The 21,344-nt window shown below is 67.2% G+C and carries 24 protein-coding genes; 14 read left to right on the top strand and 10 right to left on the bottom strand.

Annotated features, from left to right (window positions below; genetic code table 11):
- Positions 1–36: 36 nt before the first annotated feature.
- The 5 genes from sufC (at position 37) to LWH48_RS06660 (ending at position 4,844) form a co-directional block, all read left to right on the top strand.
- On the top strand, positions 37–789 hold the full coding sequence (gene sufC, locus LWH48_RS06680; RefSeq protein ID WP_232911964.1) for a Fe-S cluster assembly ATPase SufC: 753 nt from the start codon (positions 37–39) through the stop codon (positions 787–789).
- Positions 786–2,147, top strand: coding sequence for a Fe-S cluster assembly protein SufD (sufD, locus tag LWH48_RS06675; RefSeq protein WP_161432608.1), 1,362 nt, complete (start codon positions 786–788; stop codon positions 2,145–2,147). Before sufC ends, sufD begins: the two co-directional genes overlap by 4 nt.
- Positions 2,148–2,174: 27 nt before the next feature.
- Positions 2,175–3,431, top strand: a complete 1,257-nt coding sequence (locus tag LWH48_RS06670; RefSeq protein WP_232911963.1) for a cysteine desulfurase — start codon at positions 2,175–2,177, stop codon at positions 3,429–3,431.
- 40 nt (positions 3,432–3,471) lie between these two features.
- Complete coding sequence (gene sufT, locus LWH48_RS06665) at positions 3,472–4,044, top strand: putative Fe-S cluster assembly protein SufT (RefSeq protein WP_232911962.1); 573 nt, start codon at positions 3,472–3,474, stop codon at positions 4,042–4,044.
- Between the two features lie 71 nt (positions 4,045–4,115).
- Positions 4,116–4,844 (top strand): SanA/YdcF family protein, encoded by a 729-nt coding sequence (locus tag LWH48_RS06660; protein WP_232911961.1) that lies wholly within the window; start codon positions 4,116–4,118, stop codon positions 4,842–4,844.
- Positions 4,845–4,969: 125 nt separating this feature from the next.
- On the opposite strand, the gene LWH48_RS06655 is transcribed toward LWH48_RS06660, so the two are convergent.
- From LWH48_RS06655 to LWH48_RS06640, 4 genes are all read right to left on the bottom strand, one after another.
- Positions 4,970–5,419: a hypothetical protein gene (locus tag LWH48_RS06655; RefSeq protein WP_161432611.1), complete on the bottom strand. Its 450-nt coding sequence runs from the start codon at positions 5,417–5,419 to the stop codon at positions 4,970–4,972.
- Between the two features lie 122 nt (positions 5,420–5,541).
- Positions 5,542–6,450, bottom strand: coding sequence for a 30S ribosomal protein S6--L-glutamate ligase (rimK, locus tag LWH48_RS06650; protein WP_232911960.1), 909 nt, complete (start codon positions 6,448–6,450; stop codon positions 5,542–5,544).
- Between the two features lie 31 nt (positions 6,451–6,481).
- Complete coding sequence (locus LWH48_RS06645) at positions 6,482–6,919, bottom strand: ATP-dependent zinc protease family protein (RefSeq protein ID WP_161433130.1); 438 nt, start codon at positions 6,917–6,919, stop codon at positions 6,482–6,484.
- Positions 6,920–6,943: 24 nt separating this feature from the next.
- Complete coding sequence (locus LWH48_RS06640) at positions 6,944–7,963, bottom strand: DUF3549 family protein (RefSeq protein ID WP_232911959.1); 1,020 nt, start codon at positions 7,961–7,963, stop codon at positions 6,944–6,946.
- Between the two features lie 261 nt (positions 7,964–8,224).
- Between LWH48_RS06640 and LWH48_RS06635 the strand changes: the two genes are divergently transcribed.
- A complete protein-coding gene (locus tag LWH48_RS06635) occupies positions 8,225–8,557 on the top strand; it encodes a YqcC family protein (protein ID WP_232911958.1) in 333 nt (110 codons plus the stop codon).
- A 96-nt stretch (positions 8,558–8,653) separates the two neighbouring features.
- Here the strand turns inward: LWH48_RS06635 and LWH48_RS06630 are convergent, their stop codons facing one another.
- The gene (locus tag LWH48_RS06630) at positions 8,654–9,280 is read right to left on the bottom strand and encodes an OmpW/AlkL family protein (protein WP_232911957.1); all 627 of its coding nucleotides are present in this window, start codon (positions 9,278–9,280) and stop codon (positions 8,654–8,656) included.
- A 247-nt stretch (positions 9,281–9,527) separates the two neighbouring features.
- Between LWH48_RS06630 and LWH48_RS06625 the strand changes: the two genes are divergently transcribed.
- Positions 9,528–9,809 (top strand): hypothetical protein, encoded by a 282-nt coding sequence (locus LWH48_RS06625; RefSeq protein ID WP_232911956.1) that lies wholly within the window; start codon positions 9,528–9,530, stop codon positions 9,807–9,809.
- A 134-nt stretch (positions 9,810–9,943) separates the two neighbouring features.
- On the opposite strand, the gene putA is transcribed toward LWH48_RS06625, so the two are convergent.
- The 5 genes from putA to LWH48_RS06600 all read right to left on the bottom strand — a co-directional run bounded on the left by putA (position 9,944) and on the right by LWH48_RS06600 (position 17,493).
- Positions 9,944–13,609, bottom strand: a complete 3,666-nt coding sequence (gene putA / locus LWH48_RS06620; protein ID WP_232911955.1) for a bifunctional proline dehydrogenase/L-glutamate gamma-semialdehyde dehydrogenase PutA — start codon at positions 13,607–13,609, stop codon at positions 9,944–9,946.
- Between the two features lie 75 nt (positions 13,610–13,684).
- On the bottom strand, positions 13,685–15,175 hold the full coding sequence (putP, locus tag LWH48_RS06615) for a sodium/proline symporter PutP (RefSeq protein ID WP_232911954.1): 1,491 nt from the start codon (positions 15,173–15,175) through the stop codon (positions 13,685–13,687).
- A 354-nt stretch (positions 15,176–15,529) separates the two neighbouring features.
- A complete protein-coding gene (locus tag LWH48_RS06610) occupies positions 15,530–16,357 on the bottom strand; it encodes a helix-turn-helix domain-containing protein (protein WP_232911953.1) in 828 nt (275 codons plus the stop codon).
- A 58-nt stretch (positions 16,358–16,415) separates the two neighbouring features.
- Positions 16,416–16,790 (bottom strand): hypothetical protein, encoded by a 375-nt coding sequence (locus tag LWH48_RS06605; RefSeq protein WP_232911952.1) that lies wholly within the window; start codon positions 16,788–16,790, stop codon positions 16,416–16,418.
- A 274-nt stretch (positions 16,791–17,064) separates the two neighbouring features.
- Positions 17,065–17,493 carry a helix-turn-helix domain-containing protein gene (locus LWH48_RS06600; protein WP_232911951.1) on the bottom strand — a complete coding sequence of 143 codons (429 nt, stop codon included), beginning with the start codon at positions 17,491–17,493 and terminating at the stop codon, positions 17,065–17,067.
- Between the two features lie 108 nt (positions 17,494–17,601).
- On the opposite strand from LWH48_RS06600, the gene LWH48_RS06595 reads away from it, so the two are divergent.
- From LWH48_RS06595 to LWH48_RS06565, 7 genes are read left to right on the top strand one after another with little or no spacing between them, the layout of a single operon-like run.
- Positions 17,602–17,793 (top strand): helix-turn-helix domain-containing protein, encoded by a 192-nt coding sequence (locus LWH48_RS06595; protein ID WP_232911950.1) that lies wholly within the window; start codon positions 17,602–17,604, stop codon positions 17,791–17,793.
- A complete protein-coding gene (locus LWH48_RS06590; RefSeq protein ID WP_232911949.1) occupies positions 17,793–18,797 on the top strand; it encodes a helix-turn-helix domain-containing protein in 1,005 nt (334 codons plus the stop codon). Before LWH48_RS06595 ends, LWH48_RS06590 begins: the two co-directional genes overlap by 1 nt.
- Positions 18,766–19,056: a hypothetical protein gene (locus tag LWH48_RS06585; protein WP_232911948.1), complete on the top strand. Its 291-nt coding sequence runs from the start codon at positions 18,766–18,768 to the stop codon at positions 19,054–19,056. Before LWH48_RS06590 ends, LWH48_RS06585 begins: the two co-directional genes overlap by 32 nt.
- Positions 19,053–19,556, top strand: a complete 504-nt coding sequence (locus LWH48_RS06580) for a VRR-NUC domain-containing protein (protein WP_232911947.1) — start codon at positions 19,053–19,055, stop codon at positions 19,554–19,556. Before LWH48_RS06585 ends, LWH48_RS06580 begins: the two co-directional genes overlap by 4 nt.
- A complete protein-coding gene (locus LWH48_RS06575) occupies positions 19,553–19,828 on the top strand; it encodes a hypothetical protein (protein WP_232911946.1) in 276 nt (91 codons plus the stop codon). Before LWH48_RS06580 ends, LWH48_RS06575 begins: the two co-directional genes overlap by 4 nt.
- A complete protein-coding gene (locus tag LWH48_RS06570; RefSeq protein ID WP_232911945.1) occupies positions 19,825–20,457 on the top strand; it encodes a hypothetical protein in 633 nt (210 codons plus the stop codon). Before LWH48_RS06575 ends, LWH48_RS06570 begins: the two co-directional genes overlap by 4 nt.
- Before the next feature lie 23 nt (positions 20,458–20,480).
- Positions 20,481–21,344 carry a hypothetical protein gene (locus tag LWH48_RS06565; RefSeq protein ID WP_232911944.1) on the top strand — a complete coding sequence of 288 codons (864 nt, stop codon included), beginning with the start codon at positions 20,481–20,483 and terminating at the stop codon, positions 21,342–21,344.

Below are 21,344 nucleotides of genomic sequence, written 5' to 3'. Positions count from 1 at the left end.
TTGCCAATCGCTTTCTCGAATCAAAAGGTATTCACGATGCTCGAAGTCAAGGATCTGCACGTCACGGTCGAGGGCAAGGAAATCCTCAAGGGCCTTTCCCTGACCATCAACGCCGGTGAGGTGCATGCCATCATGGGCCCCAACGGGGCCGGCAAGTCGACCCTCTCCTCGGTGATCGCCGGCAAGGAGGGGTATGAGGTCACCTCCGGCTCCATCACCTTCGAGGGCCAGGACGTGCTGGAGATGGAGGTCGAGGAGCGTGCCCAGGCGGGCCTGCTGCTGGGCTTCCAGCACCCTGTCGAGATTCCCGGGGTGAAGAACATCTACCTGCTCAAGTCGGCACTCAACGCCCAGCGCGCGGCCCGTGGCGAGGGCGAGATGCCTGCCCCGGAGTTCCTCAAGCTGATCAAGGAGAAGATCGCCGAGATGCAGATGGACGCCAGCTTCCTGCAGCGCTCCGTCAACGAGGGCTTCTCCGGCGGTGAGAAGAAGCGCAACGAGATCCTGCAGATGCTGGTGCTGCAGCCGAAGCTCGCCATGCTCGACGAGATCGACTCCGGCCTCGATATCGATGCGCTGCGCGTGGTGGCCGATGGGGTCAACAGCCTGCGCGCCGAGGACCGCGGCATCCTGCTGGTGACCCACTATCAGCGCCTGCTCGACTATATCGTGCCCGATCATGTCCACGTGCTGATCGATGGTCGCATCGCCAAGAGCGGCGACGCGGAACTGGCACGCGAACTCGAATCCCGTGGCTATGACTGGGTGCTGGAGGAGTCTGCCGCATGAGTGAAGAGACACAGCGTTTTCTCGACCGCCTGGCCGAGTTCCGCGCCGGCCGCCTCGAGACTCGGGGCCAGGAGCCGACCTGGATCGCGGCCCGGCGCCAGGCCGGTGCGGCCCGCTTCGAGGCGATGGGCTTCCCCACCCGCCGCGACGAGGCGTGGAAGTACACCGACGTGCGCGCCATCGCCCGGGGCGACTTCGCCCTGGCCGAGGATGCCGAGTTCTCCCAGGCGGGCGCGGCGGCCCTGACCCTGCCCATCGATGCGCACCGGCTGACCTTCGTCGACGGCGTCTTCGCCCCGGCCCTGTCGCGGCTCGACGACCTGCCGGCGGGTGTCAGCCTGGTGCCGCTCTCGGCGGCCCTGGAGGAGAATCACGAGGCGGTGGGTGGTCCGCTGGGACGCCTCACCGGGGTCGAGTTCTCGCCCTTCTCGGCGCTCAATACCGCCTTCATGGAGGAGGGCGCCGTGCTGCGCCTGGCGCCGGGCACGGTGGTCGAGAAGCCGATCATCCTGCAGTTCCTCTCCAGGAACGGAGCGCAGCCGGTGATGAGCCATCCGCGCATCCTGGTCCAGGCCGGTGGGCGCAGCCAGGCGACCCTGGTCGAGCACCACGTGGGCGAGGAAGAGGCCGCCAACTTCACCAATCTGGTGGAGGAGATCATCCTCGAGCGCAACGCCATCCTGACCCACTACAAGCTGCAGGAGGCCCCGCTTGCCGACCTGCATGTGGCCTCGATCCACGTCGAGCAGGCCCGCGACAGCCGCTACACCTCGTTCAACCTGAACCTGGGTGGCGCCCTGGTGCGCACCGACCTGATCAGCGAGCTGAATGGCGAGAACGCCACCTGCGACTTCTATGGCCTGTTCTACGGCCAGGGACGTCAGCACGTGGACAGCCACACCCTGGCCAACCACAACGCGCCCCACACCTTCTCCAACGAGAACTACAAGGGCATCCTCGATGACCGCGCCCACGGCGTGTTCAACGGCAAGGTGGTGGTCAAGCGTGACAGCCAGAAGATCGAGGGCTTCCAGAGCAACGCCAACCTGCTGCTCTCCGACCGTGCCGAGATCGATGCCAAGCCGGAGCTCGAGATCTACGCCGATGACGTCAAGTGCTCCCACGGCACCACCACCGGCCAGCTCGACGAGGAGGCGATCTATGCCCTGCGCAGCCGCGGCATCGACCGCCAGACCGCCCGCGGGCTGCTGACCCTGGCCTTCGCCGGCGAGGTGCTGGAGGAGGTGAACCTGGATGCCATCGCCGAGCGTGTGGAGCTCGCCGTGGCCGGCAAGCTGCCCGAGCGCTTCAACCTGGCCGGGCTGGTGGAAGCCGCCGTGGCCATGGGTGATGAATAACCGAGAGCCCATGAGGAGGAGCCTGCCATGAACGACCTGGCCACCCGTGCCGCGGCGATGCCGAGTCTCGATGTCGCGGCGATCCGCGCGGACTTCCCGATCCTCTCCCGCCAGGTGCATGGCAGGCCGCTGGTCTATCTCGACAACGCGGCGACCAGCCAGACCCCGCGCCAGGTGATCGCGGCGTTCGACGCCTACTATGGCGGCTACAACGCCAATATTCACCGCGGGCTGCATACCCTGGCAGACGAGGCCACGGCGGCCTTCGAGTGCACCCGGGAGACGGTGCGCGGTTTCCTGAACGCAGCCGAGACCCGCGAGATCATCTTCACCCGCGGCACCACCGAGGCGATCAATCTGGTGGCCAACAGCTGGGGGCGCGCCAACCTCAAGGCCGGCGACGAGGTGCTGATCTCGCGCCTCGAGCACCACTCCAATATCGTGCCCTGGCAGCTGCTGGCCGCCGAGCTCGGCTTCACCATCAAGGTGATCCCGGTGGACGAGCGCGGCGTTCTCGACCTCGACGCCTACCGCGAGCTCTTCACCGAGCGCACCCGGCTGGTGGCGGTGAACCATGTCTCCAACGCCTTCGGCACGGTCAACCCGGTCAAGGCGATGGCGGCGATCGCCCATGCCCACGGCGCGCTGATCCTGGTCGACGGCGCCCAGGCCACGCCCCACCAGGCGGTGGATGTGCGCGACATCGATGCCGACTTCTATGCCTTCTCCGGGCACAAGGTCTACGGCCCCACCGGTGTCGGCGTGCTCTACGGCAAGGCCGAGCTGCTCGAGGCGATGCCGCCCTGGCAGGGCGGTGGCGAGATGATCGCCACGGTCTCCTTCGAGGCCGGCACCACCTTCGCCGGGCTTCCCCACAAGTTCGAGGCCGGCACCCCGGCCATCGCCGAAGTGATCGCCCTGGGCGAGGCGCTGAAGTGGGTCGCCGGCGTCGGTCTCGACGCCATCGGCGCCTGGGAGGGCCGGCTGCTGGCCCACGCCACCGAGCGGGTCCTGCACATCGATGGCCTGCGCATCCTGGGCACCGCCCCGGACAAGGCCGGGGTGCTGTCGTTCGTGGTCGACGGCGCCCATGCCCAGGATATCGGTCTGCTGATCGACCAGCTCGGGGTGGCGATCCGTACCGGTCACCACTGTGCCCAGCCGCTGCTCGCCCACTTCGGCGTGGACGCCACCTGCCGGGCATCGTTCGCCGCCTACAACACCCTGGAAGAGATCGACGTCTTCGCCGAGGCCCTGGAACGCGTCATCGGCATGGTCAGGTAAGCCCCGGTCGGACAGGGAATCCGCCAGATAAAGGAACGCCATGAGCGATATCGAGCAGATAGCGAGCCTCCACAAGGGGCAGGAACTGCCCTTGCAGCGCGACGTGGAGGTGATCTCCATCCCCTTCGGCAAGACCGTGACCCTCGCCGAGGACAGCGTGGTCAGCGTGATGCAGGCCAAGGGCAGCACGGTCAGTGTCGGCTTCGAGGGGCGCCTCTACCTGATCGAGGGCGCCAACCTCGACGCCCTGGGCCTGGAGGCGCTGCCGCGCCCGACCCTGCCCGAGGACGCCTCCGACGAGGAGATCGAGCAGTTCGTGTGGGACCAGCTGCGCACCTGTTTCGACCCGGAGATCCCGGTCAATATCGTCGACCTGGGGCTGGTCTACGGCTGTCGCCTCGAGCGGCTGATCAGCGGCGAGCGCATCGTCACCATCCGCATGACGCTCACCGCGCCGGGCTGCGGCATGGGCGACGTGATCGCCGCCGAAGCGCGCAACAAGATCCTCGGTGCCCCGCAGATCAGCAAGGTACACACCGAGATCGTCTTCGATCCGCCCTGGAGCCGTGAGATGATGAGCGACGAGGCCAAGCTCGAGCTCGGCATGTTCTAGCGGCCTGTGCTCGCGGCACCTCGGGGAGATCGACCGGGACGTGCCGCACGCAGGGGGTACAGGAGATGCCGATGAAGTTGGCAGCATGGCGGGCCCTCCGGGCCATCCTGATGGCGCTGGGCACGGCGGTGCTGCTGGCGGCTCTGCTGTTGCTGCTCGCCAACCTCTGGGTGCTGGGAGAGACCCGTGAGCGTATCGAGCATGATCTGCCGATGTGCCGTGCCGAACGGGTGGGCATCGTCTTTGGCACCTCACACTGGACCCGCAGCGGGGTCCGCAATCCCTACTTCGAGGCGCGCATGAGCGCCGCGGCGCAGCTGCTGAGCCTGGGCCGCGTCGACCACCTGCTGCTCTCCGGCGACAACCGCACCCTCTCCTACAACGAACCCATCACCATGTGGCGCGACCTGCGCGGCCGCGAGGTGCCCGAAACCGCCATGACGCTGGACTACGCCGGTTTCAGTACCTTCGATACCCTGGCCCGAGCCCGCCAGGTATTCGGCGTGGAGCGTGCACTGCTGGTCACCCAGGCCTGGCACCTGCCCCGGGCGCTGTTCATCGCCGAGGCGCTGGGCATCGAGGCCCAGGGCTGCGCGGTATCGACACGGGAGGTGAGGGGCCAGTGGCGGCTGGCGGCGCGGGAGTGGGTGGCGCGCCTGGCCACCCTGGGGGATCTCTACCTGTGGGGGCGTGAGCCCCACTTCCTGGGCCCTAGAGAGCCGCTGGTGATCGTGCCGCAGCGTCTGCCACCGCAGGGCTGGGCCGACGATACGCCGGGACCGCCAGCAGAGCGGCGCTGATCAGCAGCCCTAGGTGTCACCCAGAGCCTTCAGCGCCATTCGGGAATAAGCCTTCAGCGTCACTCGAACATAAGCCTTCAGCGTCACTCGGACATAAGCCTTCAGCGCCATTCGGACAAGAGTGCTCAGCGCCGCTTGGGGCGGCTCTTCTGCAGCGTGTAGAGCTCGCGGATCAGCGCCCGGCAGCCCTTCCAGCACTCCTCTACCTTTGGCTCCAGGGCATCGGGCAGGGGGTGGGTCATCAGGTTGGAGAGTGCCTGCATCAGCACGCGTTCCTGCTCCAGCAGTTCCCCGATCACCACCTGGCTCTCGTTGCCGACGAAGCTCTTCAGCCGGCTCCACAGCCACATGTAATCGTCGCGCTCGACGTCGGCGTCCCGGGGCAGCATGTTGAGATGCTCCCGGGCGAGCTCCTGCAACTCGCGCATCGACTGGCTGCGCGCCTCATAGTGCGGCTTGAGGGCGTCGCGCAGCGATGGGCGCAGGCGCTCCAGATTGTCCTGAAAGTAGTCGATGCTATCGGCCAGCGCTTCCAGCACGCTGTCCATCGCCACCTGGCGATTGTCGAGAAACATGAGCGGTCACCCCCTTTGGTGACGCAGATTGTGGCCGGGGAAACACTGTTTTGCTACCCCCGGACTGGAATAAGTGTGGAATCCGCGATGCCCATTGGGCCTGGCCTGTGCACAACTGGCAATTACCCCTTGGGCTTAGGCGGTGTCTTGCGGGCCGGGGCGGCATTCTTCTCCAGGTGTTCGATGATCAACCCGGCGATATCCTTGCCGGTGGCCGTCTCGATCCCCTGCAGCCCTGGCGAGGAGTTGACCTCCATGATCACCGGGCCGTGATTGGCACGCAGCAGGTCGACGCCGGCCACCCTCAGGCCCATGGCCTTGGCGGCGCGGATCGCCGTGGAGCGCTCTTCCGGCGTGATGCGGATCACGCTGGCGGTGCCGCCGCGGTGCAGGTTGGAGCGGAACTCGCCATCGGCGGCCTGGCGCTTCATGGCCGCCACCACCTTGTCGCCGATCACGAAGCAGCGGATATCGGCGCCGCGGGCCTCCTTGATGTACTCCTGGACCATGATATTGGCCTTCATGCCCATGAAGGCCTGGATCACGCTCTCCGCCGCCTGATTGGTCTCGGCCAGCACCACGCCGATGCCCTGGGTGCCCTCGAGCAGCTTGATGACCAGCGGGGCGCCCTTGACCATGGTGATCAGGTCGGGGATATCGTCGGGGGAGTGGGCGAAACCGGTGATCGGCAGGCCCAGGCCCTTGCGCGACAGCAGCTGCAGCGAGCGCAGCTTGTCCCGGGAGCGGGTGATCGAGACGTTATCGTTGAGCACATAGGTGCCCATCATCTCGAACTGACGCAGCACCGCACAGCCGTAGAAGGTCACCGAGGCACCGATACGCGGCACCACCGCGTCGAAGGGCTCCAGCTCCTCCCCCTTGTAGTGGATCGAGGGGTTGTGGGCGGCGATGCTCATGTAGCAGCGCAGGGTGTCGACCACCCGGGCGGTGTGGCCGCGCGCCTCGGCGGCCTCCACCAGGCGCCGCGTGGAGTAGAGGTTGCGATTGCGTGACAGCAGCGCGATATGCATCGAGTAGCTCCGGGACGATGGGCCGGTCGGTTCAGGGTTCGCCGTGCAGGAAGGCGGCGCCGGGCGCCACTAGCAGGCGGCGTAGGGCGCGGCGGCCCAGCAGCATGGGGTGGCGCATATTGCGACGGTCGGTCAGAGAGAGCTCCACCTGGTACTCCAGCGAGCCGAGGCGCATGGGCGTGCGGATCACGTAGCGCCACTCCTCCTGGCCGTTGGAGCTGCGCACCTTGCGGCGGTCGTGGAGGTGCATGCGAAAGACGTGGGGCGGCGTCTCGGGGCCCCCGCTGCGGGTGGTGAAGCTGACCCACAGGTGGCCGTCCTCCTCGAAGGATTCGATGTCCTCGGCGTGCAGCGCCGAGGTGCGTGCCCCGGTATCCGCCTTGGCGCACAGCACGAGGTGCATCTCCGGCAGCTCGACCATCTCGCGGCGGCCGATCACCGCCTTGGGGGTATACGGCAGTTCCTTCATCATCGTCATGGATCGTTCTCGCCTTCAGCGCGTCAGGGCCGCGAGCCGCCGGCCGATGGGCGAGTCGGCGGGCGCCTCGCGCAGGGTCATCAGCACCGGCAGTCGCAGCCTGGGAATCAGGGCCAGGTCGCGGGCCACTGTCATGAAGTCGGCCTGCTCGCAGCTGGCCAGGCGCTCCAGATAGCGCGGCAGCCGCTGGCCATCCTCGAGCAGGGGCCAGCCGCGTGCGGCGATGGCCGCCAGCAGGTCGGGACCACAGGCGTGGGCATCGGCGAGCAGGCTGTCGAACCAGGCGCCGGCGGCCTCGCTTCCCGAGACGGCGCGCACACAGGCACACAGGGCCTCCACGTCACCGGCCTCGGCGGCCGCCTCGCCCCGGGTGCGCAGAGCAGCGGCCAACTCGCCATCGATGGCCACATGCTCCAGGCAGTAGCACAGCGAGATCAGTACCGCGTGGGGCAGGTCGGGAAGCCGCGCGACCAGCTGGCGGCGCTCCTCGTCGCCCATGCGCACCGCGAAGTCGGCCAGCCCCTGGAGGCCGAGTGCCTGCCAGTCGAGGGCCTGCTGGCCGCTTAGGTAGGCCTCCACCGGCTCCAGGTGCTGGCTGGCCGGACGGCCCAGGTCGCAACTGGCGCGGGCGTGCAGCATGGCCTGGAAGGGCAGCGAGGGGGTGAATGCCAGGGGATTGTCCTTCATCAGGTTATCCACCGCCTGGCCATCCTCGCGGCCGACGCTCTCCACGCTGCGCCCCAGGGTCTCGAGCAGCCGCTGCACGAAGGCATCGCGGGATGCCGGGTCGAGGCGCCCCTGTTCATCCAGGGGCAGCGCCAGGAACCAGATCAGCGGGTCCTGCATGTCACCCAGGCGGAAGACCAGGCCCAGCCTGGCCTGGCCCTGCCAGGGGGCGGGCCAGGGCGCCGCGTCATCCTCCAGGGCCGCCAGGGTGGCCATCTCGCAGGGCTCCACGCGCCGGCCAAGGTGGTAGAGCCGCACCTCGGCACCGCTGCGCACGAAGAAATCGTGAAGGGTGTGGATGGGTTGCATGGCATCTCCGCTTGTCAGAGCGTGCACTCTACCGCGGCATCGATGGGCTGTCAGCAGGTTCGCCGTGGATCCCGGGGCAATGGTCAAATCTTGACCGCCGGCCGCCGGCGCCCATGACATCGGGGCTGGCGAACTCTTTCCAGCGGTTATCCACAGCCCCGTTCACGGAAACTGTGAATGGGGAGTGGACAGCGGTGCGGCGGGTGGCCACTCGCCGCCGGGGGCGGGATAATGGCCCCACACCCGCATGGAGTTTCCCCGATGACGGTTCACGACGAACTCGACCAATCCCTGCGCCGGCTCGAGGCCACCATGAAGGCTGCCAACCTGTGGCGCATGGAGACGCCCGACCCCGCGGCGTTCGACAGCCAGCAGCCCTTCTGCGTCGATACCATGGCGCTGCCCCAGTGGCTGCGCTTCGTGTTTATCGCCCGCCTGGACGCCCTGGTGGAGCGGCGCGCCGCGTTGCCGGCACGCTGTGACGTGGCCCCGGCGCTGGAGGCCTATCTCACCCAGGAGGGGGTGCGCGCCAGCGACCGGCTGCTGCTCTGCCAGGCGGTGGAGGAGATCGACCGCCTGGTCACCGAGAACTGAACCGGCCACCCGGTGGCCGGTTCGACGGATAGCCGGACCATAACGCAGCGGGGCCCGCCATTGGCGGGCCCCGCTGCGTTCGGTGTCGGCTGCGGATCAGAAGCGGTAGCTGATGCCACCCATCACCACCACCGGGTCGATCTCGACCTTGCCGGCGTCGGCACCGCCCACCTTGACGTCGGAGTCGATATCCATATACCAGACCGCGCCGTTGAGGGCCCAGTTGTCGTCGATCAGCAGGTCCACGCCCAGCTGGCCGGCGGCACCCCAGGAGTCATCCAGCTCCAGGGTGCTACCTTGCACTTCTTCGTCGGAGAACTTGGTGTAGTTGACGCCCACGCCGGCATAGGGCTGCACATAGGCGTCGGTGCCGCCCAGCGGGTAGTACTGCAGGGTCAGGGTCGGCGGCAGATGCTCGGTGGAGGCCAGGTTGGCGCCGTTCAGTTCAATGTCATGATCGAAGGGCTCGGCGGCCAGCAGCTCGACGCCCAGCTTGTCGGTGAAGCGGTAGCCCAGGGTAAAGGCGAAGGCGCTATCGTCCTGGACATCAACTTCCAATGCTCCATTCGCCAGTGATCCGTTATCGCTCTTGGGCTCGACCTTGGCCACGCCGACACGGGTGAAGAAGTCGCCGGCGCCGTAAGCGAAGGCCTGGGTGCTGGCGGTGACGGCAGCGGCGGCGACGCTCGCCGCGATCAGGGTGGTGAGGGCACTCTTGCGCATGGTTTCGGCTCCTGCTGGCTCGGGTGCGGCACGACGCCGCAAGGGAAGATAAGTTCAGTGTAGCCGCGCTTCCCGCTGAGGGAGTTGATCCAGCGCAAGGAAATGATGCAGTGCGGTGAACTGCCACCTGCGGGGCCACCCTTGGCGTGGATTCGACGTTCTGAGAATTGTCTCCGTCTGACGACAGGTCGCCGAACTCGCCGCTATCGGCTTCACTTACGGGGGGACTAACCATGGAGGCGCCGGGATGGGAGACGCGAGCCCGCGGGACGAGAGCCGACTGACCCTGGTGGGACTGCTGCTGGCCGCCGGCCTGGCGGTATGGCTGCTGTTCGAGCCCGAGCTGATCGGTGCCCTGCCCATGCCGCTGAAGTTGCCGCTGGTGCTGCTGGGTGCCGCCACCCTGGGGGCGGCCTTTTCCGCCCCACTGGTGATGGAGAGGGCCAGGCGAGCGCCGTCGTCAGCCTGGCGGCTGGGGGCCCTGGTCGTCTTCACCCTGCTGCTGGCGGGGCGGGCGCTCTCGGGGTAGACCGGCCCGCCGAAAAACGCCGCAAACGCAGCGGGCCGCCCGAGGGCGGCCCGCTGGTGGGAAGGGGCAGGCGAGGGCCTGCACGGTGTGGGTGGGATGGCGCGAGGGGGATACCCTCGCGCGTCCTGCCTGGCCTACTCGGCCGTGGCCAGCAGACTGGCGTTGCCCCCCGCCGCGGTGGTGTCGATGCACAGGTGACGCTCCACCACGTAGCGCTCCGGGGCGATGGCCTGGGTCTCCAGCGGCACGATGGCGCCTTCGCGCGCGGCCAGCGCCAGGCGCAGCTCGCGGGTCCAGTCGCTGGTGCCGGCCGCGGCGACGCTGGCGATGCCCGCAAGCTCGGTCAGCGTCTCGGCCGCCACGCTGCCGTCGAGGCCGGCGACCGGTGCTCCCGCCTCGACCAGCGGCCCCACCGCCTGGCTCGCCCCCGGGGCGACCACCAGCGCAGGGGAGCCGCAGCCGAGTGCCTGTACCGCCTGGGCGATGGCGATCTCCAGGGTCGGGCCGAGGCACAGCACCATGCCCTTCGGGTACATCGACAGGCGGTTGCTCTCCCCGGTGGGTCCGGGCAGCGTCTGGGGCGTCATGTCCAGCGCCGCGGTCTCGGCCAGCGCCTTGCGGATCACCCCGCCCTTGCCGGAGAGGGCGCGACGCAGCACCTCCACGCGATCGGGGCGCGCCGACCAGTTGCGCGCATCGAGGCCATCCAGCGCCGCCTGCAGCGCCTCCTTGCCGATGGCGTCACCCTCGGGCGCCGCGAGGCGCTCCTCCCGGGCGGTACGCCGGAAGCGGTTGACGTAGAGCGGGCCGCCCGCCTTGGGGCCGGTGCCCGAGAGCCCCTCGCCGCCGAAGGGCTGGGAGCCGACGATGGCGCCGATCTGGTTGCGATTGACATAGATGTTGCCCACGTGGATGCGCTCGACGATCTGCTGCACGCGGTCGTCGATGCGGGTGTGCAGGCCGAAGGTGAGGCCGTAGCCACGGTCGTTGATGGTGTCCACCACCTTGTCGATGTCGCGCGCCTTGAAGGTGGCCACGTGGAGCACCGGGCCGAAGATCTCGCGCTCGAGGTCCTCGATCCCGCTGACCTCGACCACGGCGGGGGTGACGAAGGTGCCGACATCCGGCGCGGGCAGCTTTTTCAATACATTGCCGGCCTTTTCCTTCTCCGCCACGTAGGCGCTGATGTCGGCCTGGGCCTCGGCGTCGATCACCGGCGAGACGTCGGTGTCGGTGTTCCAGGGGTCGCCGATGGTCAGCGCGTCCATGGCGCCGTCGAGCATATGCAGCAGCCGCTCGCGCGCCTCCTCCTGAACATAGAGCATGCGCAGCGCCGAGCAGCGCTGGCCGGCCGACTGGAAGGAGGAGATCAGGATGTCGCGCACCGCCTGCTCGGTCAGCGCCGTGGAGTCCACGATCATGGCGTTCAGGCCGCCGGTCTCGGCGATCAGGATGGCATCCGGCCCGGCGTTCTGTGCCAGGGTCTTGTGGATGATCTGCGCCACCTCGGTGGAGCCGGTGAAGCAGACCCCAGCGATGCGTGGATCGCTGGTCAGCGGCGCGCCCACGGTCGGGCCATCGCCGGGCAGCAGCTGCAGCGCCGCCTCGGGCAGGCCCGCCTCGCGCATCAGCTCGACGGCCCGCGCGGCGATCAGCGGGGTCTGCTCGGCAGGCTTGGCGAGCACCGCGTTGCCGGCCGCCAGGGCCGCGGCGATCTGGCCGGTGAAGATGGCCAACGGGAAGTTCCAGGGGCTGATGCAGACGAAGGTGCCCCGAGCGCTGCCGGGCTCCTCCGTCTCCAGCCGCTCGCACTCGTTGGCGTAGTAGCGCAGGAAGTCGACCGCTTCGCGCACCTCGGCGATGCCGTCGAACATCATCTTGCCCGCCTCGCGGGTGCAGATCACCGTCAGCTCGGCGATGTGCTCCTCGTAGAGGTCGGCGGTACGGCGCAGTACCTCGGCGCGGTCGGCCACGGGGCGCGCCGACCACTCCTGGAAGCCCGCCTCGGCGGCGTCGAGGGCGGCCGTCACCTCCTCAGGCGTGGCCTCATGTACCTGGCCGACGACCCGGGTGCCGTCGGCGGGTGAGAGGGCATCACGGGCCTCGCCCCGGGGCGCGGGGCTGCCGGCCAGCATGGGGCCGGCGCGCCAGGTAGTGTCGGCGAACGCCTCGCGGGCCTTCAGCAGCGGCAGGATGGAGGCGGGCTCATTGATGCGGTAGCCACGGGAGTTCTTCCGGTCAGGCGCGAAGAGCTCGCCGGGCTGGCGGATCATGGGGCTGGCAATGGTGTCGCCCAGCTCGAGCAGGCCGGCCACCGGGTCCCGGGCCACCTCGCTCGGGGGGATCGAGTCGTCCACCACCTGGTTGACGAACGAGGAGTTGGCCCCGTTCTCCAGCAGGCGACGCACCAGGTAGGCGAGCAGGTCGCGGTGGGCGCCCACCGGGGCGTAGATGCGGCAGTGGGTCCCCTCGGTCTCCTTGACGATCTGGTGCAGCGATTCGCCCATGCCGTGCAGGCGCTGGAACTCGTAGCTGTCCTTGTCGTCGCCCGCCATGGCCACGATGGCGGCGCAGGTGTGGGCGTTGTGGGTGGCGAACTGCGGGTAGATGCGGTCCCGCCGCTCGAGCAGGAGCCGCGCACAGGCCATGTAGCTGACGTCGGTGTTGACCTTGCGGGTGAAGACCGGGAAGGTCTCGACGCCCATCTCCTGGGCCAGCTTGATCTCGGTGTCCCAGTAGGCGCCCTTGACCAGGCGTATCATGATGCGCCGGTCGTGGCGCTCGGCGAGGTCGTAGAGCGCCTCGATCACCGGGGCGGCGCGGCGGCCGTAGGCCTGCACCACGATCCCGAAGCCGTCCCAGCCGTCGAGGCTGGGGTCGGCCATCAGCGCCTCGATCACGTCCAGCGAGAGGTCCAGGCGGTCCTGCTCCTCGGCGTCGATGTTGAAGCCGATGTTGGCCTTCGCTGCCTGCTGCACCAGCTCCTTGGCGCGCGGCACCAGCACCTCCATCACGGTCTCGCGGTGGGTGGTCTCGTAGCGCGGGTGCAGCGCCGAGAGCTTGACCGAGATGCCGGGGCTGCCACGCACGTCGCCCTTGGCCTGCTTGGCGATTGCCGCGATCGCCGCGGCGTAGGCCTGGTGATAACGCAGGGCGTCCTCGTCTGTGCGAGCCGCCTCGCCGAGCATGTCGTAGGAGTAGGTGTAACCCTGCTTCTCGAGGTCACGGGCATTCTTCATGCCCTCCTCGATGGTCTGGCCGAGCACGAACTGGCGGCCGAGGATGCGCATCGACTGGCCCACTGCGGTGCGTACCACGGGCTCGCCCATGCGTCGCACCAGGCCGCGCAGCGCACGCACCGGCCCCTTGGGATCGTCGTCGAGCACCTTGCCGGTCAGCATCAGTGCCCAGGTCGAGGCGTTGACCATCGATGACGAGGACTTGCCCAGGTGGGCGCCCCAGTCCGACGGCTCGATCTTGTCGTGAATCAGGTCGTCGATGGTCTCGGCATCGGGGACCCGCAGCAGGGCCTCGGCCAGGCACATCAGGCCGACCCCCTCGGCGGTGGAGAGGCCGTATTCGGCCAGGAATGCCTCCATCATCGAGGGGGAGGTCTCCTTGCGTACGCGGGCCACGTATCCCGCGCCGGCCTCGGCGATCCGGCGGCGCTCCTCCTCGGAGAGTCGGAGTTGCTCCAGCAGCCCCTTCAGCACGCTGGCTTCATCAATAGAGTAGTGGTCGCGGATACGCGTACGCAGGGCGTTCTCGACCGGCTGGGGACCCGGGTTGGCGTGGTTCATGGTTGCTCTCCTGCAAGTGGCCCCGCGTGCGGGGCCACATGACATTGCTTGGTTCAGCGCGGAACCTGCCCTGACCTAGCGCTCGATATGCTGATATTCACCGGCATCGGCGGTGGCGAGGCTCACCACCATGATGGCCACCCAGGCCGCGATGAAGCCGGGGATGATCTCGTAGACACCGGGTCCGCCCATGAAGGAGCCGTTCCAGCCCAGCGAGATCCAGATCATCACGGTGAGGGCACCGACCACCATGCCGGCGATGGCGCCGGCGCCGTTGGTGCGCCGCCACATCAGCGAGAGGATGATCAGCGGGCCGAAGGCCGAGCCGAAGCCTGCCCAGGCGTTACTGACCAGGCCCAGCACCTGGGAGTCGGGGTTGGAGGCGATCATCACGGCGACGATGCCCACCAGCACCACGCACAGGCGACCGATCGCCACCGTCTCCTTGTCGGAAGCCTGCTTGCGCAGGAAGAGCCGGTAGAAGTCCTCGGTCAGCGACGAGGAGGAGACCAGCAGCTGGCTGGAGATGGTGCTCATGATCGCTGCCAGCAGCGCGGCATACAGGAAGCCGGTGACCAGCGGGTGGAACAGCAGGTCGGCGAGGATGATGAAGATGGTCTCCGGGTCCTCGACATCCATGCCGTTGCGCACGGCGAAGGCGCGGCCGAACAGGCCCAGTGACACGGCGCCGATCAGCGAGATGGCCATCCAGGACATGCCGATGTTGCGTGCCACCGGAACCTCCTTGAGGCTGCGGATGGCCATGAAGCGCACGATGATGTGCGGCTGGCCGAAGTAGCCCAGGCCCCAGGTCACCGCGGAGAGCCAGCCGACGATCGTCAGGCCCTCGGTCCAGGTGAGCAGGGAGGGGTCCACCTCATTGAGCGTCTGGGAGGCCTGGGCGAAGCCGCCGCCGCCCTCACCGAAGAGCACCACGGCGGGCATGATCACCAGCGCCAGCATCATGATGCAGCCCTGCACGAAGTCGGTCAGGCTGACGGCCAGGAAGCCACCGATCACGGTGTAGACCAGCACGATGCCCAGGGTGATGACGACCCCGGCGCTGTAGTCACTCATGCCGCCGAAGTTGAACACCCCGGCGAAGGCGCTCTCAAACAGCTTGCCGCCCGCCACCAGGCCGGAGGCGGTGTAGACCGCGAAGAACACCACGATGACGACCGCCGACACGGTGCGCAGCGACAGGGCGCGGGTCGGGAAGCGGTTGGCCAGGAACTCGGGGATGGTGATCGCGTTGCCGTAGTGGACCGTCTGTTCACGCAGACGCGGCGCCACCAGGGTCCAGTTGAAGAAGGCGCCCACCAGCAGGCCGATGCCGATCCAGGCCGAGCCGAGGCCCGACACGAACATGGCCCCCGGCAGGCCCAGCAGCAGCCAGCCGCTCATGTCCGAGGCCCCCGCCGACAGCGCGGCCACCTTGGGGCTCAAGCCGCGGCCCCCCAGCATGTAGTCCTCGGAGGACGAGGTGGCCTTCTGCATCGCATAAACGCCGATGGCGATCATGAGTACGAAGTAGCCCAGCAGGCTGATCCATACACCAGTTTCCATGAAAACTCTCCAGTTCATCAGGGTGGAGCTTGGCTCCAAGTGGTTGGTGCCAGTGCCGAGGGGTCGGCAGTCGGACACCACTTTATTGACCTTGTTGTATCGATCTCGCCACGCCCGGATGTTCCGAGGCTTGTTGGCGGTGTCTTCCGGTGGTGGCCTTCTGTGATGTCAGTCAGTCGGTTCGTGTGGCGTCCGGGGCTGGACCCCCTCTCCGGCCTCGCCGGCGCCATGAGGGCGAAGCTCTTGCAGCCTGGCCTGCCCCTGACTGTAGGTGTCAGGCGCTGATGATGCTTATGGATTCCGCGGGAGTTGTTGCGAAAACCGCGGTAATTGCCCGACGATGGCGTCAGATGGTTAGACTTTTGTCTTAATCCGTGGTGAGGGAGCGGTGCGTCCCAGCGCGCCGGCGGTGGGCCGGGACGTGGCGGCCAGGCGCCCACGCAGGCGGCTCGGTGGCTGGCCATACGCCTCGCGACAGGCGTGGGAAAGCGCGCTCTGGGTGCTGAAGCCGGTGAGGGCGGCGATCTCGGCCAACGGCAGCCGGCTCTCGTCGAGCAGGCGCCGGGCAGCCTCCAGGCGCCGCCTGCGCACGAATTGCCAGGGTGTGAGACCGGTCTGTTGACGGAAGCAGTCGCGGAAGTGCGACTCGCTGAGGCACGCTTCTCGGGCCAGGTCGGCGACGCTCAGCCGGCGGGCAAGATGCGCCTCGATGAAACGCTCGAGTCGCTCCAGGTCGAGTCGCGGGGCAGGCGGCGGTTCATCACGGGCCAGGCGGCTGTGCAGGCAGCCCAGCAGGGTGGCGGCGAGGCGCTCGCCCTGTTCGTGGTCGTGGGCCGAGTGTTCGAGTTCCAGCAGCAGGAATTCCAGGTAGCGCTTGAGCGGGTCGTCCGGGGTAAAGAAGCGGGGGGCATCGAACAGCCGGGAGAGTCGCTGCTGGTGCCCGGTCAGGGCCACGGATCGGGTCGGCAGGTCGAGAATCAGCTGGCGGTTGTCGCCGGTGCCTGCGTAGTAGTGCACATGGTTGGCCGGCACGATGCAGCCGGAGAGCGCCGAGATGGCGCCGCCCAGCCCCTCGATCTCGAACTCCGCGCGGCCGCGAAGGCCGATAACCACCTGATGGAAGTCATGGGCATGGTGGTGGGTAGCGGTATCGAGGGGAATCTGGCGGATCACGCTGGGCACGGCGGCCTCCCTCAGGCTGGCGGGCGAAGTGACATCTTACCTCTTGCGGCAGGATGTCTCATTCCACGCTGCGTTGACGCTCGCGCAGGGCCTGGCGGCTCGCCAGGTGGGCGCGCAGCGCCTCGAGCTCGCCATGTCCCGTCGCGTCCAGCAGCGGCTTGCCGCGGGCGGCGCGGCCGTGGTTGCCGTGCTCTTCCATCAGGCGCTGGGCACGGCGTCGCACGCCATCCAGATAGTCGTCGTGACGGATCGGGTAGCCCATGATGGCGTTCCATTCACTCTCGTTCACGCGGCCCACCAGGGCCTGGTCGAAGAGCGTCAGCAACTGCACGGGGTCGGTGCGAAAGCGCGGCGTGCCGGAAAGCAGCAGGAGGCCGACCATGCCGCCGAAGATCAGCAGGCAGACGGCGAAGACCAGCAGGAAGAGGGCCATGGCAAGCTCCATCGTGACCCCGTGTATCGGGGAAGGGAGGGCCACGGAGGGCGGGAAGAAACTGGAGCGGGTGAAGGGAATCGATCTGGATAATAAAAACAAAAGGTTAGCCGATCTTTATGCGGACACCATACACCATGCCATACAGGATGTTTTCCGCTGCCTCTACCTTAACCGATCCTCCCCGGATGAATTTCTCCCGAGCCAACTTGCTCGGGAACCTATGAATCTTGTCTGTTCAGAGGCCTTACCTTATCAGCTCGCCGTTGCTGCTTCACTGACACACGGCCCTGATCGTGAACAGCAACTGGACATAGCCATCACGATCGACTTCGCCAGGAAGCAAAATGGAGGAGAGGGCATGCCATTCTTGTTCGGTAATCATCAGTACTCTGACCAGATTTCCGTCCAGGGCAAGTTCACGCAGGCCGGGTGGAGTGGAAGAGTCTGTGGCCAGTCGTGCCTGCTCTCCAAGAGGCTCATGTTTCCAGTTACTTCCGTCCGGCTCTGTCCCGAGCAGGTAGTCGGTCGAGACTTCCAGCACCTTGGCGGCTCGGCGCAGCTGCTCGCCGGTCAAGCTACGGTTGCCTTTTTCAACCCGCGACAGATTGCCCTGATCCATGTCGAGAGCTTCCGCGAGCTCTTTCTGGTGCAGGCCTTTCTGCAACCTGGCTGCACGCAACCTGGCAGAGACGATTTCCATGTAGAGGTCACCTGAAATTAGCTGTCCTGGATATGACAGATAAGCATAAGCATGCCTTGAGATATGTCAATATGACAACCATTATGACATGAGTGGGAGTAGGCGGTGATGAATCTTAAACAACTACGTGAGCAGTCAGGGCTCACTCAGGCTCAACTGGCAGAGCGTATCGGTTGTGACCAAAGCGTGATCAGCCGTATCGAGAGCGGCCAGCGGGCGGTGACCTTACAGCGCCTCAAGCATATAGCACATGCGCTCGATATTCCGCTGACACACCTGCTGGCGGATGAGGTGGCCTGATGGCTTCCCCTGGATTCGCCTGGATGCCGCTTGGGGTCTTCACCGACAGGCGACTGGGTGCTCGCGATCTTCGCGTGCTGGGAGTGCTCTACGCCCACGCCGGTGCGGACCGGGTCTGCTGGCCGGCGGTGAGCACCCTGGCGGAGCTGACCGGCATCGACAGGCGGGATGTGCAGCGCACCATCCGCCGGCTGGAGGACTTCGGCTGGGTGCGTACCGAAAGCGGCGGTGGACGCTCGGCAACCTCTCGCTACCGGCTGTGGGCAGAGCCGAGTGGTGAGGCGACAGATAACGCGGGTGGTTTACCCGCCGATGGGGAGGAAAAGGCGGGTGCTGCCACCGCGGGTGAACCCCAACAAACCCCGGGTGACTCACCCGCCGAATGCCGACAAAGGGCGGGTGAATTACCCCTGAAAGGGCGGGTGATTTACCACGAAACCGCGGGTGATCCACCCGCCCGAACATACCAGAACAGACCAGAGAACAGACATAACCCCTCTTGCGCATCGCCTGCGGCGAGCGCGAGGCCGAACAAACCGTCGGAGGATGGTGACCTCCTGAGGGAGGTGTTCACCACCGAACCGCAGGCCAAAGGCAGCGAAGCTGCTCAGATGGGGGACTTTGCGGTGTTCTGGAAGGCTTACCCACGGCGGCGCGGCAAGGCGGATGCACTCAAGGCCTGGAAGGCGCTCAAGCCTGATGCCGCTCTGCTCGATCAGATTTTGTCGGCGGTGGCATTCGCCCGGACATCGCCGGACTGGCGCCGCGAGGGTGGGCAGTTCATCCCGTATCCGGCCACCTGGCTGCGCCGACGGGGATGGGAGGACGAGCTGGAGCCGGACATCGAGCCGCTGCCAGTGGCGCAAGCCACACGCCATGGCGAAGCCAACCGCATCAACGGGACGCTGATGGCCCTGGACTCCCTGTTCGCAGGAGGACGAGATCATGCACGACGAGACGTTTCAGAAGGGCATGGCGTACCTGTCAGCCGCCTATGGCACTGAGCTGTGCCGCGAGCGCCTGGCGGTGTACTGGGACCAGCTCCGTCATCTGGACGACAGCCTGTTCCTGGCGGCGGTGAAGGCACATGTCGCTGCCGGTCCGCGCTTCCCTACTGTGGCAGAGCTGCGCGAGCTGTACCGCCAACAGTGCCTGCCGCAATCCCGGGTACATCGTCTGCCGCGGCTGCGGCGGGCCGATGCCGCCCAGGCCCGGCGCGTGCTGGACGAGCTCAAGGGGCAGGTGCGGAGGGTACGGCCATGAATGCCAGCGAGCATGCTGAGCAGGTTGCCCTGTTCAAGTGGGCCGAGTTCGCCGTCGGCCGATGGCCGGTGCTCGACCTCCTCTACGCGATCCCCAACGGAGGACTGCGGCCTGCCCGGGAGCGTACTGATAAGTGCGGCCGTCGCGTGCGTTTCTCGGTGGAGGCCCAGAAGCTGCGTGCCGAGGGCGTGAAGTCAGGAGTTCCGGACATCTGCCTGCCGGTCGCCAGCGGGCCTTTCCATGGCCTGTACATCGAGCTCAAGACACGCACCGGCCGCCCATCGGACGCCCAGCGTCGCTGGGTGGCGGCCCTGTCACGACAGGGCTATCGCGCCGAGATCTGCCACGGCTGGGCGCAGGCGCGCACCGTGATTGAGGATTACCTGGGGCCAGCGGAGACCGTCGACCCTGATCATCGGCCACCGGTCCAGCCGGTCGCCTATCCCGCACCGCGCCCCGAGCGCCTGTGCAGTTGTGAAGCCGAGAGGTTGCCATCATGACCACCCAAGCCAATACCGACACCCCGCGCAGCGATGCCATGATCCACATCAGCGCAGACGGCCAGCCGCTGCCGGTGGATGCCCGGGTCGATCAGCTGACCACCAAGGTGAAGAAGATCACCACCACCGACGAGGGCAAGCTGCAGATCGTCCTCGAGGCCGAGGGCATGGATCACGACGCCCTGGCCCAAGTGAAGGAGCTGCTGGTCCTGCAGCAACACTCCCTGGTGCTGGTGAGCATGACCCCGGTGCAGCGGGAGCTGTTCGGATGATCCGCGTCACGGTGCTGGCGGCCGCCGTGACATTGTCCGCTCCACAAGTGGTACTGGCGGCGCCTCTGGACGATGCCATCGCCCTGGTTCAGCGCGTCCATCCCGTACTGCAGGCGCAACATGCCGAATACCGCGAAACGACCCGTCAGCGCGACTGGTCGAGCGACATCACTCTCGGCTGGACCGAGCGTGGCACTGCGGAAGGCGGTGCCGCGGGGGCCAACGCTGGAATCCGCGTCACCATCCCGCTGTTCGATCGCAGCCACGAGCTACGTACCGCGGAGGCACGCAGTACCTGGATGGCCAGCCGCGATGGAGTGCTGACCGGTTTCCTGGCCAGTGTGGCAGAGCTGGAGGCGGTGATGCTGGAGCTTCACGAGGCGCAGCGCATGCGCGCCTTCCGGCGTGACCGCCTCGAGTACCAGCAGCGCCAGGTGGAGGAGGGCATCGCCGAACCGGACAGCCTGTGGCCGGTGGCCGAGGCAATGGAGCAGGCCGACCTGCTCTACGCTGCCCGCCAGCGACGCAGCGAGGCCATGAGGGAGCATGTGGCAAGAGAGTTCGGGGGTGGCCAGTGGACGACGTTACGGGATTTGTTGGCCGATCACGCGAGGCAGATGATGCCCTGACGGCAGCGGGCCGCGGCGCCAACGTGTTGATCCACGGTCGCGCCGGTATCGGCAAGAGCGCCTTTCTGCGTCATCTGCGCGATCGGCTGGAAGGGGGCGAGCTGCCGGTGGTGTTCGTGCCGGCCGGCACGACCAAATCGAGTCTGCTCGAGCTGGCTCGCCAAATCCACGAGCGTTGTGGGCTGGCAGTGCCCGAGGCACTGCTGCCGCCGCGCACCCTGGCACGGGCCAGGCGGGAGGGCTGTCTGCCCTGGAACGACCTGGTGCGCCCGCTGCGTCGCTTGCCGGTGGCTGACACCGTGGCCCTTCTCGAGAACAGCCTGCGCCGTCAGCGTTTCCTGGTGCTGCTGGAGACGCTGGAAGTGCCTCCCAGCCAGGCCGAGCTGTTCGCGGTGATCCTCGACTGCGCGCAGGTGGTGGCCTGCATGGACGACAGCAACCGCCGGGTGCGTATCGACCGGCTGCTGTGGCGCTTCCAGATACAAGTGGAGCTCAAGCCGTTGCCGCTGGAGGAGAGTCGCACCCTGGCCGAGCGCTGGCTGGCCGACAATCCCATGCGCTTCACCGACGAGGCGACCCGCGACCGCTTCCTGCGCCACGTTGCCCAGGCCAGCGGCGGTGTGCCGGCAGCGATCCGCGGCATGCTCGAGGAGGCCGGCAAGGAGCGGGAGATCACTCCGGCGAAGGCCCGCAGCCTCTATCACAGCGCCGCGCTCCAGTACGTCGACATGACCCCGCTGGTGGTGGTGCTGCTGGTGATCGGGATCGCCGGTCGCTACATCAGCCGTGGCCTCGGCGACACCGAGATGCTGGTGCTTTCCGGCGTGGCCACCGCGATCTTCATGGGACTGCGCTTCTTCTTCTTCCAGATGCGGAGCCGACGGTGA

This window comes from Halomonas sp. G15, assembly GCF_021282295.1.
GTDB lineage: Bacteria > Pseudomonadota > Gammaproteobacteria > Pseudomonadales > Halomonadaceae > Halomonas > Halomonas alimentaria.
This window is presented reverse-complemented; position numbering and strand designations above follow the sequence as displayed.

What these genes read in the sequence shown, in the direction of transcription:
- rimK (WP_232911960.1), bottom strand. Translation starts at nt 6,450, where the DNA reads ATGCATATCGCGCTGCTGTCACGCAATCGCAACCTCTACTCCACGCGG.
- LWH48_RS06635 (WP_232911958.1), top strand. Translation starts at nt 8,225, where the DNA reads ATGACGGTTCACGACGAACTCGACCAATCCCTGCGCCGGCTCGAGGCC.
- LWH48_RS06660 (WP_232911961.1), top strand. Translation starts at nt 4,116, where the DNA reads ATGAAGTTGGCAGCATGGCGGGCCCTCCGGGCCATCCTGATGGCGCTG.
- LWH48_RS06655 (WP_161432611.1), bottom strand. Translation starts at nt 5,419, where the DNA reads ATGTTTCTCGACAATCGCCAGGTGGCGATGGACAGCGTGCTGGAAGCG.
- LWH48_RS06670 (WP_232911963.1), top strand. Translation starts at nt 2,175, where the DNA reads ATGAACGACCTGGCCACCCGTGCCGCGGCGATGCCGAGTCTCGATGTC.
- sufD (WP_161432608.1), top strand. Translation starts at nt 786, where the DNA reads ATGAGTGAAGAGACACAGCGTTTTCTCGACCGCCTGGCCGAGTTCCGC.
- LWH48_RS06585 (WP_232911948.1), top strand. Translation starts at nt 18,766, where the DNA reads ATGGCGTACCTGTCAGCCGCCTATGGCACTGAGCTGTGCCGCGAGCGC.
- LWH48_RS06600 (WP_232911951.1), bottom strand. Translation starts at nt 17,493, where the DNA reads ATGGAAATCGTCTCTGCCAGGTTGCGTGCAGCCAGGTTGCAGAAAGGC.
- putP (WP_232911954.1), bottom strand. Translation starts at nt 15,175, where the DNA reads ATGGAAACTGGTGTATGGATCAGCCTGCTGGGCTACTTCGTACTCATG.
- LWH48_RS06640 (WP_232911959.1), bottom strand. Translation starts at nt 7,963, where the DNA reads ATGCAACCCATCCACACCCTTCACGATTTCTTCGTGCGCAGCGGTGCC.
- LWH48_RS06590 (WP_232911949.1), top strand. Translation starts at nt 17,793, where the DNA reads ATGGCTTCCCCTGGATTCGCCTGGATGCCGCTTGGGGTCTTCACCGAC.
- sufC (WP_232911964.1), top strand. Translation starts at nt 37, where the DNA reads ATGCTCGAAGTCAAGGATCTGCACGTCACGGTCGAGGGCAAGGAAATC.
- sufT (WP_232911962.1), top strand. Translation starts at nt 3,472, where the DNA reads ATGAGCGATATCGAGCAGATAGCGAGCCTCCACAAGGGGCAGGAACTG.
- LWH48_RS06605 (WP_232911952.1), bottom strand. Translation starts at nt 16,790, where the DNA reads ATGGCCCTCTTCCTGCTGGTCTTCGCCGTCTGCCTGCTGATCTTCGGC.
- LWH48_RS06630 (WP_232911957.1), bottom strand. Translation starts at nt 9,280, where the DNA reads ATGCGCAAGAGTGCCCTCACCACCCTGATCGCGGCGAGCGTCGCCGCC.
- putA (WP_232911955.1), bottom strand. Translation starts at nt 13,609, where the DNA reads ATGAACCACGCCAACCCGGGTCCCCAGCCGGTCGAGAACGCCCTGCGT.
- LWH48_RS06645 (WP_161433130.1), bottom strand. Translation starts at nt 6,919, where the DNA reads ATGAAGGAACTGCCGTATACCCCCAAGGCGGTGATCGGCCGCCGCGAG.
- LWH48_RS06625 (WP_232911956.1), top strand. Translation starts at nt 9,528, where the DNA reads ATGGGAGACGCGAGCCCGCGGGACGAGAGCCGACTGACCCTGGTGGGA.
- LWH48_RS06580 (WP_232911947.1), top strand. Translation starts at nt 19,053, where the DNA reads ATGAATGCCAGCGAGCATGCTGAGCAGGTTGCCCTGTTCAAGTGGGCC.
- LWH48_RS06595 (WP_232911950.1), top strand. Translation starts at nt 17,602, where the DNA reads ATGAATCTTAAACAACTACGTGAGCAGTCAGGGCTCACTCAGGCTCAA.
- LWH48_RS06575 (WP_232911946.1), top strand. Translation starts at nt 19,553, where the DNA reads ATGACCACCCAAGCCAATACCGACACCCCGCGCAGCGATGCCATGATC.
- LWH48_RS06570 (WP_232911945.1), top strand. Translation starts at nt 19,825, where the DNA reads ATGATCCGCGTCACGGTGCTGGCGGCCGCCGTGACATTGTCCGCTCCA.